Origin of the sequence: Ideonella sp. BN130291 (genome assembly GCF_036231905.1) — a bacterium.
GTDB lineage: Bacteria > Pseudomonadota > Gammaproteobacteria > Burkholderiales > Burkholderiaceae_C > CAMLIZ01.
In genome coordinates this window covers 287335-299364 of sequence record NZ_JAZARE010000005.1, presented here as the reverse complement: position 1 = coordinate 299364, position 12030 = coordinate 287335, and the positions used below count along the sequence as shown (strand labels likewise).

Genomic DNA, 12030 nt, shown 5'->3' with positions numbered 1-12030 from the left:
TGCGCCCGCCATGTCGATGCTGCTTTCTCCCCCGATCAGCCCGCCCGCCGAAGCGGACGCCCAATTGCGCGAGCGCGGTTATGCCGTGCTGGATGCGGCCGGCCTGAGTGAGCTGCTCGACCTGCAGCGGGGCGACCTCGACGCGTTGCGCCCGTTCTGGAACGACCTGCCGCCCGATGCCCATCTGAAGGACGGCGGGCGTTATCGGCGGCGCCGGCATTCCTGCTTCGTGGTGGACGGCGGGCAGGTGACGCAGGTGCCGCATCGCGCGCACTGGCAGCCGATCGAATACAACGCCCTGCATGGCGGCATCGAGCGCTGGTTCGAGCCGATGGACCCCGCGATGCTGGCCTTGCCGGCGTGGCCGCGCCTGCTGCGTGTGCTGGCCGAACGGGCCAGTGCGCTCAAGGGCGCTCAGCCCTGGTATGTGGAGGCGCACCCCTTCCGCATCGACACCACCGACGGCATCGGCCGCCCCACGCCCGAAGGCGCGCACCGCGACGGCGTGGACCTGGTGGCCGTGCTGCTGGTGCAGCGCCATCAGGTCAAGGGCGGCGAGACGCGGGTGTTCGAGGCCGATGGCCCGCAGGGGCTGCGCTTCACCATGAGCCAGCCGTGGACCACGCTGCTGCTGGACGATGCCCGCGTGGTGCATGAAACCACGCCGATCCAGCCGGTGGGCGAGGGCGCGCATCGCGACACGCTGGTCATCACCTTGCGCTCCGGCGGCTTCCAGGGCGTGACGTAAATCGCACTGCGGCCCACGGCCGCGGCGCCCTCCGGGAATGCCCCATGCGGGGAAGCCCGCCTCTGTCGTCCTCACGACAATGTTCGCGTGACCGGCTTCCTAAGCTGCCCGCCAGTCACCACTGCAGGACACGACATGGCAGCTTCCACGGCATTCCGCATTTCCCGCCGCGCCTTCGTGGCGCAAGCCAGTGCGTTGGCCGCCGGCGGCCTGGCCGGCCGCGCGATGGCGCAAGGCAGCGACACGGTGCGCATCGGCCAGTCGGTGGACCTGGGCGGCCCGCTGGCCGAGCTGGGCAAGGCAATGCACCTGGGCGCCAAGGCGTGCTTCGCGGCCATCAATGCCGCGGGCGGCGTGCATGGACGGCAGCTGGAGCTGGTGGGCAAGGACGACGGCTACAACGTGCAGCGGTCGCTGGCCAACATGAAGTCCTTCATGGCCGACCCCGGCATGTTCGCGATGTTCGGCTGCATGGGCACGCCGATGATCGAGGCGGTGCTGCCGCTGCTCAAGGCCACCGACATGCCACTGTTCACGCCGCTCACCGGTGCCACCTCGGCGCGGCCGGCCGGCATGCGGCAGGTGATGAACATCCGCGCCAGCTACCCCGAGGAAACCGAGCGCCTGATCGAGCACCTGGCCACCGTGGGCATCAAGCGCATCGCCATCGTGTCGCAGCACAACTCCTTCGGTGCCGAGGTGGCGCAGGCCGCGCAGGGCGCGATCGCGCGGCGCAAGTTGACCGCGGTGATCGCGGTGACGGTGGAAAACGACGCTTCGGATGCCGACGCGGCCGCCGTCAAGGTGGCCCAGGCCCAGCCCGAGGCGGTGTTCGTCGGCCTGGCGGGCAAGCCCACCATCCAGTTCGTGAAGGCGATCCGGCGCGAGAGCAAGGGCATGCCGCTGTATGCGCTGTCGGTGATGGGCACCGCAGCCACGCTGGACGCACTGAAGGACGACGGCGTGGGCATCGCGATGACCCAGGTGGTGCCGCTGCCCACCAACGGCGTGGTGCCGGTGGTACGCGACTTCCTCCAGGCCTGGCGCGCGCAGGGCGCGGGGCTGGAGCCGTCGCACCTGGCGCTGGAGGGTTACATCAATGCGCGGGTGTTTGCCGAGGCGCTCAAGCGCGCCGGCCCCAAGCTCAGCCGCGCGGCCTTCATCGATGCGGTGTACGGCCTGAAGAAACTGGACCTGGGCGGTTTCGAGATCGGCTTCCACGAGCCGGGCCGCAATGCATCACGCTTCATCGAGCTGACGATGGTGGGGCGCAACGGGCGCTTCGTGCGCTGAGTCAACCCGGCGCGGGCTTCAGCGCACTGCAGCCAGCCGCTGCAGTTCGAAGCCCGCCGCGGCGTGTTCGGCGTAGCGCATCACGCCGGCTTCGCGCGTCTTCTCAAACGCGTTGCGCGCCTGGTGCGCCTGACCGTGGGCCAGGTGGTGCTGGCCCACGGTGAACCAGGCTTCCGCCAGCGCCAGCGTGCGGGCATCGCCCTGTGCATTGCCCGCTTGGGCCAGCAGCTCGTCGGCGCTCAGGGTGCCGGCCAGCAGCGCCAGGGCAGGGCGCGGCCAGGCGGTGTGCGGGCCTTGTGCGGCGGCGGCCTGCAGCTGCGCGGGCAACGCCTGGCCCAGGCGCTTGAGCGCCCAGCCCTGCCACACCAGCGCATGCAGCCGCTGGGCCTCTTCGCCAGCTTGTGCAGCCGCACGGGCAAAGTCCTCGGCCGCTTGTTCAAAGCGCCCCTGGTAGAAGCGGGCCTGGCCGCGGTGTAGATAGCTGGTGAACGGCTCGCCGTCGAGTTGCAAGGCGCGGCTGAAGTCCGCATCCGCCGGCGCAAAACGGCCCAGCGCCCACAAGGCCTTGCCGCGGCAGGCCCAGGCGCGTGCGAGCGCCGGCGCCAGGCGCACCGCGGCTTCGGCGTCCTGCAGGGCCGCCTCGCCGTCGCCCAGCTCGGCCAGCGCCTCGGCGCGCAGGCAGTGCGCATCCGCCAGGTCCTCAGCCTGCAGATGGCCTCGGGCGATTGCGCGCCCGCTGCGCTCGGCCTGGGCCTGCAACTGGCTGGCCAGGCGCTGCTGCAGGCTGGCCGGGGCGGCCGCAGCGGTGTCGCCGCCGTCCTGCGGCAGCACCGTGAAACGGCTGTGCACCAGCTCGTCGATGCGCCGCATGTCTTCCAGCAGCTGCGGCAGTTCGGCGGCCGGCACGGCGGCCACACGCGGCTGCAGCCACACCGTCTCGCGCGCCCGCGGGCCGCGCATGCTGCGGGTGACCTGCAGGTCGAAGTGCGGCGTGTCCAGCCGCTCCGTCTGGGGCGTGAGCACCTGGCTCACGCTGTCGGGCCAGCGCACCTCGACCACGTAATGCATGCGCCCCGGGAAGGAGGGCACGGCCAGCGGCAGCTGGCGCGCCAGGGTGTCGGGGATGACAAACGCGCCCTGCAGGTTGGACGCAAGGAAACGCAGGCTCCATTCGCCGCCGGACTCGGTGGCCGGCCGGGGCACCTGGTAACGCGCCATCACGCTCAGGCGGTTGAGCTGCGCGTCATGCACCACCTGCGGCGGGCCTTCGAGCGTGAGGCCGGGATGGCGCCGGTCATAGCGGCCCAGGGCCCAGTGCGCCAGCTGCTGCGGGTCCATGCGGCCCAGCATGACGCGCAGCGATTCAGCGCCCAGGCCGAACCAGTGCTGTTCCGATTCCAGCAACGCCGGCTCACCCAGGCGTGCGAGCGTATAGCGCTCATGCAGCTCGTTGGCGAACAGCTGCGCGCGGTTGGGCGACTGCACACGGGCCAGGTGCGTCACCCCGGGCGCCACCACCAGCACCGCCGCATCCTCCATGCCCTGGCCCATGTGTTCGAGCGGGCCGCTCTGGCCCAGCCGTGTGGCGTCCAGGTAGAAGTCGCGCCCGTTCAGGCGCACCTGCACGATCACATGGTCGAAGGCTTCGGGCGAGGGCAGCAGCTTCAGCGGCGCCTGCCGGGTCTGCGCCGCCACCAGGGCCGGGTGGGCGTCGATGCCCAGGCTCTGCAGCATGCGCGCCAGCAGGAAGGACTTGTCCTTGCAGTCGCCATAGCGTTGCGCCACCACCTCGGCGGGGCTGTGCGGCTTGTGCGAGCTTTCGCCCAGCGACACCGAGTAGTAGCGGATCTCGTTTTGCACCCACTGCAGCGCCTGCGACACCTGCTCCTCGCGGGTGGGCAGCTGGCGCAGCCGCTGCATCACCGGCCCCAGCGCGGCGGGCAGCGGGGCATCGGCCGGGAACAGGCCGCGCGCCCAGGCCGCCACCTGGGCCCAGCTGCCGAACTCGCTGAACTGCAGCCAGCGCAGCGGATAGGCATCGCGCGGCAGGTAGGGCTCGAAGGCCACGCCGGGCAGGCGCCGGCCTTCGAAGCTCAGGCGCCGCAAGCCACCGTGCTCGCTTTCCACCGGCAGTGGCCGGTCGCCTGGCCGGTCGCCCACCCACTGCCAGCGGATGGGTCGCTGCATGGGTGCTGTGAGTGACACATGGCGCAGCACCACCGGGTGGCTCTGGTCCCAACCGGCCCAGCCGGCGTAGTGGCCACTGAAGATCGGGTTCTCGCCTTCGATGGTGTACGTGAGGTGCAGCGTGTCGCCCACGCGCACATCGGGCAGCACCATGCTGGCCGTGGTCACGCCGCTCACCACGCCCTGCTCCAGCCCGGCCTCGCGTTGCAGGAAGCGCACCGGCACGTTGCTGGTGTGGTCGATCGCCGCGCCCTCGCGCACGATGGCCACACGGTGCAGCAGCAAGCGCTGGTACTCCGGGTTGAAGTGCAGCGCGATCTGGCCGATCTGGCTCAAGGCGCCCGCGTCGTCCACCTGCTCGGCCCGGTTCACCAGGTAGGCCGGTGTGTCGCCCGCCCACAGCTGCGTGTCGGCCAGGTGCACCAGCACCGGCGGGCGGCCGGCGATCAGCTCGGCGGGTGGCAACGGCAGCGGCTGCGCCCACCCGGGCAGCGGGGCGTTCCTCACAAAAGCGGTTTCGGCCACCACCATTCGGCTGACTCCAGTGCGCGCCTGCAAAGGTACTCGCTGTGGCGCTGCGATGAAGTGAGCGTCAACCACGTATTCCGGCCTCTGCTCGAAAACTGCCGCGCCGGGGCGTGCGGATTGCACGCTCGTTACACTCGTCCGTCACTGTCATCACGCAAGGACAACGGCCATGAGCGAAGCGACGACGCCACAAGCGAACGCCACCCCCGCAGCCACCGAAGAAGCCAGGAAGCGCCAGCGCGAGCTCGTCGACCGGCTGCTGCAGCAGGCCACCGTCACGCACGACGCCAGCGTGCGCCTGGCCGATGGCCGTACCTTGGACTACACCGTGTCGGCCGCCTACATGCCCACGCATGCCGCCGGCATCGAGGGTGCGCATGCCGAAGCGGAGTGTGCGATCTTCACCACCGCCTACCTGCTCAAGGGCGCCACGCCCGGCGAGCGGCCGGTGTGTTTTGCCTTCAACGGCGGGCCGGGTTCTTCGTCGGTGTGGCTGCAGTTCGGGGCGCTCGGCCCCAAGCGCGTGCGCATCGAGGACGACGGCAGCATGCCGCGCCCGCCCTATGCGGTGCAGGACAACCCCTTGACCTGGCTGGAGCACTTCGACCTGGTGTTCGTGGACCCGCCGCACACCGGCTATTCGGTGGCCGCCAGCGACGACGTGCGCAAGAAGGCGCTCAGCGTGGACGGCGACGTGGCCACGCTCACCGAAGCCGTGCGCCACTGGCTCAGCCGCCACAAGCGCTGGGCCTCGCCGGTGCTGCTGGCCGGTGAGAGCTATGGCACCACGCGCGGTGCCGCGCTGGCCGACAAGCTGCAGACCGAAGGCGTGCCGTTGTCAGGCCTGATCCTGATCTCCTGCGCGATGGACCTGCAGACGCTGGTGTTCGCCCCTGGCAACGATCTCCCCTATGAACTCTTCCTGCCTGGTTTTGCCTGCGTGGCGCAGTACCACGGCATGCTGCAGGGCCCCCAGGCCGAATCGCCCGCTGCCGCGCGCGCAGCCGCCGAGGAATTCGTGCTCAACGACTACCTCAAGGCCCTGCACGCCGGCGCACGGCTGGGTGCACAAGAGCGCCGCCGCATCGTGGCCCGTGTGGCCGAGCTCACCGGCCTGAAGCCCGCGCTGGTGGAAGAAAAGAACCTGCGCATCAGCGACCAGACCTTCTTCTTCGAGCTGCTGCGCGACCAGGGCCGCATGGTGGGCCGGCTGGAAGCGCGGGTCACCGGCCCGATGGCGGCCAGCCGCAGCCGCGAATGGGAGTTCGATCCCGGCATCGAAGCCCTGGCCGGCCCCTACACCATGGCCGCGCAGGCCTACTTCGCGGAGCTCGGCTTGCCGACCGACCGGCGCTACGAGATCCTGTCGTTCGACGTGCACAAGCAGTGGAACTGGAACCGCGGCGAGGACAAGGGCAACGCCTTCGCCAGCACCAGCGCCGACCTGGCGCGTGCGCTGCGCCGCAACCCGCACCTTCGCGTGCTGGTGGCCAGCGGCTACTACGACCTGGGCACGCCCTACAGCGCCAGCGACTATTCGCTCGCGCAGCTGGACATCACGCCCGAGGTGCGCAGCCGCATCACGCACCACTACTACGAGGCGGGCCACATGATGTACACCCGCGAGGCCGACCTGAAAAAGCTGCAACGCGATTTGTCGGCCTGGTGGGCTGAAGCGCCTGTTACCGCACGCTGACCCCTCAGGCACGCCAAGTGCCGCATCCTCCGCGGTTTTCTCCGAGGACCTGTCAACAGGTCCTAAACAAACACGAGGGGGTTCTGAATGACCGATGCGCTGTGGTCGCTGATCACGCGTCCCTGGGCGCTGCGCACCGACACCTTGATGGGTGTGGCGCTGCTGCTCGTGCTCGCTGCCCTGCTGGGCGAGGCCGCATGGCGCCTGCTGCGCTGGCCGCGCCTGATCGGCTACTGCGCGATAGGCAGCGTGCTGGCCGTGGGCAACATCGGCGCCAAGGGCAGCGAGCCGTCGCTGCGGCTGGCGATCGACGTGGCGCTGGCCCTGTTGTTGTTCGAGACCGGTGCGCGCGTGAACCTGCGCTGGCTGCGGCGTAACCAGCGCCTGCTGGCCACCAGCCTGCTGGAAGCGCTGCTGTCAGGCGTCGCGGTGTACAGCACCGGCCTGTTCCTGGGCATTGAATCGCGCGCGGCCGCCGCCTTTGCCGTGGTGGCGATGAGCGTGTCACCCGCGGTTGTGTTGCGGGTGGTGGGCGAGTCGGGTGCCGCGGGGCAGGTGACCGAGCGGTTGATCGTATTGAGCACGCTCAACACGCTGTACGCCTTGCTGGCCGCCAAGCTGCTGAGCGCCGGGCTGGTGCTCAGCGAACCTGCGAGCTGGGAGCACACGCTGCTGCCCACGCTGGTGTCCTTTGCCGGCTCGCTGCTGCTGGGCGCCTTGTTGGGCAGCGCGATCGCGACGATCGCGCGGCGCCTGGACCTGCGCAACGAAAACTCCACCGTGCTGCTGCTGGGCTGCGTGCTGCTGGCGCTGGTGGTCGCCAAGACCCTGCAACTGTCCACCTTGCTGGTGCCGCTGCTGGCCGGCCTGTGGCTGCGCAACCGCAGCGAGCGGCCCTGGGTGTGGCCGCGCCACTTCGGCACCGCCGGCGGCGTGCTGGTGCTGGTGCTGTTCGTGGCCGTGAGTTCGGCCGGCTCGCTCAACATGGTGCTGCTGGCCGGTGGAATCGCAGCGGTGCTGCTGCTGGTGCGCCTGGCTGCCAAGGGTGTGGCGGTGGCGGTGCTTGCGCGCCCTAGCGGCCTGTCATGGCGCCAGGCCGGCTGCCTGGTGGCGGGCACCTTGCCGTTGTCGGCGACCGGCTGGTTGATCGGGCTGGACTTCGCGGCTGCGCACCCGGAACCGGGCGCGGTGCTGATGCCTTTGCTGCTGGCCGCCATTGCACTGGTCGAGCTGGCGGGACCGCTGGTGTTGCTGTATGGATTGCGCTTCGCGGGTGAGGCCGATGCTCATGCGTGAGGCTGTCTTCATGAGCTCGATGCCCGCCCACGCCTTTGCAGCGCACCGCACCCCGAACGAACATCCATGAGTCTAGAAACCTTCGCCTCCTCCGACTCCTTCACGCTCGGTGTCGAGTTGGAGCTGCAGATCGTCAATTCGCACGATTACGACCTCACCTCCGGCGCCGCCGACCTGCTGCGCCTGATCGAAAAGCGCAAGCTGATGGCCGACGTGAAGCCGGAGATCACCAGCAGCATGATCGAGCTGTCCACGGGCATCTGCACCAACCACGCGATGGTGATCGAACAGCTGCGCGAGGTGCGCGATGCCCTGGTCGATTGCGCCGGCCAGCTCGACCTGCGCCTGGCCGGCGGCGGCACGCATGCCTTCCAGGACTGGAGCCGGCGCCGCATCTTTGACACACCGCGCTTTCGCCAGGTGTCGGAGCTGTACGGTTATCTCTCCAAGCAGTTCACCGTGTTCGGCCAGCATGTGCACATCGGCTGCCCGAATGCCGACGAGGCGCTGTGGCTGCTGCACGCGATGTCGCGCTTCGTGCCGCATGTGATCGCGCTGTCGGCCTCCAGCCCCTACATCCAGGGGTATGACACCGGCTTCCAGTCTGCGCGGCTCAATTCGGTGTTCGCGTTTCCGCTCTCAGGCCGTGCGCCGTTCCTGCTCACCTGGGATGATTTCAAGGTCTTCTTCGACAAGATGCACCACACCGGCGTGGTCACCTCGATGAAGGACTTCTACTGGGACATCCGCCCCAAGCCCGAATTCGGCACGATCGAGGTGCGGGTGATGGACACGCCGCTCACGGTGGAAAAGGCCGCAGCCATCGCGTCGTACCTGCAGTGCGTGGCGCGCTGGCTGATGACCGAGCGGCCCTTCCAGCCGCAGGAGGACGACTACCTGGTCTACACCTACAACCGCTTCCAGGCCTGCCGCTTCGGGCTGGACGGCGAGGTGGTGGACCCGATCAGCGCCGAACACCGGCCGCTGCGCGAGCTGATCCGCGAGACCATCCACCGCGTGGGCGCGCATGCCGTGGAGCTGGGCGCCGAGGAAGGCCTGCACTACCTGCTGGACATGCTGCGCGACCCGCTGGGCAGCGATGCGGCCTGGCTGCGCGACATCCAGCGCGAACAGCAGTTCCTGCCCGAAGTGGTGCGCCAGCAGTGCGTGCGCTTCGAGGGCGGGTGAGGGCGCGATGGGCGGTGTCCAGCGCTTGCGCGCCTGCAGGCTGCACCAGCGGATGCATGGCACGCACCGCCTGTGATGCGCATCGGCCTCATCTCCGACACCCATGGCCTGCTGCGCCCGCAGGCGCTGGAGGCCCTGCGTGGCAGTGACCACATCGTCCACGCCGGCGACATCGGCGGGCCGCAAATCCTGGCGGCATTGCGTGAGCTGGCGCCGCTGACGGCGGTGCGTGGCAACAACGACAGAGCGCCGTGGGCCCAGGGGATCGCAGCCACGGAAACGGTGCTGATGGCGGACTGGCGGTTGCACGTGCTCCATGACCTCAAGGAGCTGGATATCGACCCCGCCGCGGCGGGCATCCGCGTGGTCGTGTCAGGCCATTCGCATCGCCCGCTGGTGCAGCAGCGCAATGGTGTGCTCTACGTCAACCCGGGCAGTGCCGGCCCGCGGCGCTTCAAGCTGCCGGTGACGGTGGCGGAGCTGGTCGTGGAGGGCCCGTTGGTGCGGGCCCGCATCGTTGCGCTGGCGATCTAACGCGCCTCGGTCAACTGCTGCCGCTGCGCCAGCTGCGGGAACCAGCGCATCCACAGCACCACCACCAGCAAGGTGCCTGCGCCGCCCAGCAACACCGAGCCCACTGGCCCCAGCAACGCTGCGGTGGCGCCGGACTCGAACTCACCCAGCTGGTTGCTCGCACCGATGAATACCGAGTTCACCGCACTCACACGGCCACGCATCTCGTCGGGCGTGTCCAACTGCACCAGCGACTGCCGGATCACGACGCTCACCATGTCGGCTGCACCGGCCACGAACAAGGCCGCGAAGGACAGCCAGAAGACCGTCGACACGCCGAACACCAGTGTGGCGATGCCATAGACCGCCACTGAAGCGAACAACACATGGCCCACGCGCCGCTGGATGGCCCAGCGTGCCAGCACCACCGACATCACGAGCGCGCCCACTGCCGGCGCGCCACGCAGCAGGCCCAGGCCCCAGGGCCCCACATGCAGGATGTCGCGCGCAAAGATCGGCAGCAGCGCCGTCGCGCCACCCAGAAGCACCGCGAACAGGTCCAGCGAGATCGCGCCCAGCACCGCCGGCCGCTGCCAGATGAAGCGCACGCCGGCGAACAGCGTGTCCAGTGTCACCGGCGCACGCGGGCCGGGGGCGTGTTCGTGCCGCACGCTCAGCATCAGCACGGTGCCGGCGACGAACAGCGCCGCGCACACCGCGTACACCACTGCCGCGCCCAGCGCATAGATCAGGCCGCCCAAGGCCGGGCCACCGATGATGGCCACCTGCATGCCGGCGGAATTGAATGCGAGCGCACGTGGCAGCAGCGCCGCCGGCACCAGCAGCGGCGCCAGCGCGGCCTGCGATGTCATCTGGAAGGCCTTGGCCACGCCCAGCCCGAAGGACACACCCAGGATCAGCGACCGGCTCGCCCAGCCCTGGCCGGTGGCCAGCACCAGCAGCAAGGCGGCCAGGGTCTGCAAGGCGAGGGCCGCGGCCACCACGCGGCGGCGGTCGTAGCGGTCGGCCACATGGCCGGACACCAGCGTGAGCGCCAGCGCGGGCACGAACTGGTACAGCCCCACCAGGCCCAGGTCCCAGGCGCTGCCGGTGAGTTCATACATCTGCCAGCCCACGGCCACCATCAGCATCTGGCTGGCCATGGTGCCGGCCAGCCGGCCGGCCCAGAAACGAATGAAGGAGGGGTGGGCGAAGAGGGCGGAAGCGGTCAAGGCGGGAAGCGCGTGCGGTGTCGCAGGCGATGGTCGCACACAGGCAACCCGTCACGTGGCGCCCGGGCGCCCATGAAAAACGGCGTGGGCCGCTGGGCGCCACGCCGCACCGCACCTGCGCAGCCGCACTGGGGCTGAACCGGTCCGCGGAATCGTCAGCCGATCACTTCTGGATCGACAGCTCGTTGTCCACGCTGGTCACACCCTTGACGTTGCTCGCCAGCTTGGTGGCGCGCTGCTTGGCCTCCTCGCTGGGGGCGCTGCCGTGCAGGGTGACGTGGCCGTTGTTGGTGTCCACGTTGATCTTCAGGGCCGACAGGTCGCTGTCCTTGGCCAGGTCGGCATTCACCGAGGCGGTGATGGCAGCGTCGGCCACCTTGTCGCTGGCCTCGTTGGCCACGGCCTTGGTGTCGTTCTTGATGTCGGTGGCGGCGGTGCTGGCCTCTTGCTTGGCGTTGTCGGTGGCCGAGCGGGTCTGCTCGACGGCGGCGTCCACCTTCTGGCCGGCGGTGCGGTCGTCGCCAGCGCGGTTGCAGGCGGCCAGCGAGAAGGCCATGGCGATGGCGGCCGCCAGGGCGGCGGGGCGGGTCAGGGTGTTGAGTTCTTGCTTCATGGTGAGAGCTCCTTTCACGGTTAAGCGGCGTTGCGCGCGGCGGCCTGCCGCACGATCAGCCGCGGCCGACCCGTGAAGGGCACGGCCTGGTCCGGACCGATCTCCCGCACGACGGCGGACTGGCGCGTCAGCGTGAGCTGCCGCGTCGGATAGCCATCGGCGGTGAGCCGGTCCACGATGCGGCCGAGGTCCTCGGCCGGCAGCTTCGGCGAGCGCGACATCACCCACAGGTGCTGGCGTGTCGGTTCGCTGATCACTGCAAAACGGTAAGCGGGGTCCAGCATCACGACCCACAGGTCGCCCTGGCCCACCGGCAGCCATTGCAGCCAGCGGGGCAGGAAGGAGACCTTCCAGCGCGCGGCGTGGCGCACGTCCTGCGTGTCGGGCCGCGCCAGGCCTACGTCGGTCTCCAGCCGGCCGGTGGGCGTGCGGCAGGTCTGAGTGACCTTGAGCCGGTCGCCCTGGCGCAGCTCGAAATGCGCGGTGACGTCGCTGGCGCACGTGGCCTGCCGCAGGTCGGGCAGCCGGGCCACCTCGTACCAGGTGCCGGCCAGGCGCTGCGGGTCCATGCTGCGCACTGGCGTCACCGGCGCCGCGGCCTGCGAGGCGCAGGTGAGCAGCAGGGCGGCAGCGGTGATCCAGGGTGCGGCGTTCAAACAAGGTCCTGTCGTGTTTGTCGGGTCGGGCGAGCACCGGGAAACTCCCGGGCTGCGATGAGGGAACTTTAGGGAAACCC

10 protein-coding genes are annotated in these 12030 nt (G+C 69.7%); 6 read left to right on the top strand and 4 right to left on the bottom strand.

All coding sequences use genetic code 11. From position 1 onward, the window contains the following. The first annotated feature begins 10 nt into the window (after positions 1 to 10). Positions 11 to 748 (top strand): 2OG-Fe dioxygenase family protein, encoded by a 738-nt coding sequence (locus VPH43_RS12825; RefSeq protein WP_328578095.1) that lies wholly within the window; start codon positions 11 to 13, stop codon positions 746 to 748. 135 nt (positions 749 to 883) lie between these two features. Continuing rightward, positions 884 to 2041 (top strand): ABC transporter substrate-binding protein, encoded by a 1158-nt coding sequence (locus VPH43_RS12820; protein WP_328578094.1) that lies wholly within the window; start codon positions 884 to 886, stop codon positions 2039 to 2041. Between the two features lie 18 nt (positions 2042 to 2059). Here the strand turns inward: VPH43_RS12820 and VPH43_RS12815 are convergent, their stop codons facing one another. After that, positions 2060 to 4759: a DUF3857 domain-containing protein gene (locus VPH43_RS12815; RefSeq protein WP_328578093.1), complete on the bottom strand. Its 2700-nt coding sequence runs from the start codon at positions 4757 to 4759 to the stop codon at positions 2060 to 2062. A 166-nt stretch (positions 4760 to 4925) separates the two neighbouring features. On the opposite strand from VPH43_RS12815, the gene VPH43_RS12810 reads away from it, so the two are divergent. From VPH43_RS12810 to VPH43_RS12795, 4 genes are all read left to right on the top strand, one after another. After that, positions 4926 to 6452: a S10 family peptidase gene (locus tag VPH43_RS12810; protein WP_328578092.1), complete on the top strand. Its 1527-nt coding sequence runs from the start codon at positions 4926 to 4928 to the stop codon at positions 6450 to 6452. An 87-nt stretch (positions 6453 to 6539) separates the two neighbouring features. Continuing rightward, on the top strand, positions 6540 to 7748 hold the full coding sequence (locus VPH43_RS12805) for a cation:proton antiporter domain-containing protein (RefSeq protein ID WP_328578091.1): 1209 nt from the start codon (positions 6540 to 6542) through the stop codon (positions 7746 to 7748). 66 nt (positions 7749 to 7814) lie between these two features. Continuing rightward, the gene (locus tag VPH43_RS12800) at positions 7815 to 8936 is read left to right on the top strand and encodes a YbdK family carboxylate-amine ligase (protein WP_328578090.1); all 1122 of its coding nucleotides are present in this window, start codon (positions 7815 to 7817) and stop codon (positions 8934 to 8936) included. A gap of 72 nt (positions 8937 to 9008) precedes the next feature. After that, positions 9009 to 9470 carry a metallophosphoesterase family protein gene (locus VPH43_RS12795; RefSeq protein WP_328578089.1) on the top strand — a complete coding sequence of 154 codons (462 nt, stop codon included), beginning with the start codon at positions 9009 to 9011 and terminating at the stop codon, positions 9468 to 9470. Here VPH43_RS12795 and VPH43_RS12790 read toward each other — a convergent pair. The 3 genes from VPH43_RS12790 to VPH43_RS12780 form a co-directional block, all read right to left on the bottom strand. After that, the gene (locus tag VPH43_RS12790; protein WP_328578088.1) at positions 9467 to 10681 is read right to left on the bottom strand and encodes an MFS transporter; all 1215 of its coding nucleotides are present in this window, start codon (positions 10679 to 10681) and stop codon (positions 9467 to 9469) included. The genes VPH43_RS12795 and VPH43_RS12790 overlap by 4 nt on opposite strands. Before the next feature lie 163 nt (positions 10682 to 10844). Continuing rightward, entirely contained in the window at positions 10845 to 11294 is a 450-nt protein-coding gene (locus VPH43_RS12785; RefSeq protein ID WP_328578087.1) for a BON domain-containing protein, read from the bottom strand. Between the two features lie 20 nt (positions 11295 to 11314). Next, positions 11315 to 11950, bottom strand: coding sequence for a lipocalin family protein (locus tag VPH43_RS12780; RefSeq protein WP_328578086.1), 636 nt, complete (start codon positions 11948 to 11950; stop codon positions 11315 to 11317). Positions 11951 to 12030 lie beyond the last annotated feature (80 nt).

Coding starts and splice junctions, on each gene's coding strand:
- VPH43_RS12815 (WP_328578093.1), bottom strand. CDS start 4,759: ATGGTGGTGGCCGAAACCGCTTTTGTGAGGAACGCCCCGCTGCCCGGG.
- VPH43_RS12810 (WP_328578092.1), top strand. CDS start 4,926: ATGAGCGAAGCGACGACGCCACAAGCGAACGCCACCCCCGCAGCCACC.
- VPH43_RS12805 (WP_328578091.1), top strand. CDS start 6,540: ATGACCGATGCGCTGTGGTCGCTGATCACGCGTCCCTGGGCGCTGCGC.
- VPH43_RS12800 (WP_328578090.1), top strand. CDS start 7,815: ATGAGTCTAGAAACCTTCGCCTCCTCCGACTCCTTCACGCTCGGTGTC.
- VPH43_RS12820 (WP_328578094.1), top strand. CDS start 884: ATGGCAGCTTCCACGGCATTCCGCATTTCCCGCCGCGCCTTCGTGGCG.
- VPH43_RS12785 (WP_328578087.1), bottom strand. CDS start 11,294: ATGAAGCAAGAACTCAACACCCTGACCCGCCCCGCCGCCCTGGCGGCC.
- VPH43_RS12825 (WP_328578095.1), top strand. CDS start 11: ATGTCGATGCTGCTTTCTCCCCCGATCAGCCCGCCCGCCGAAGCGGAC.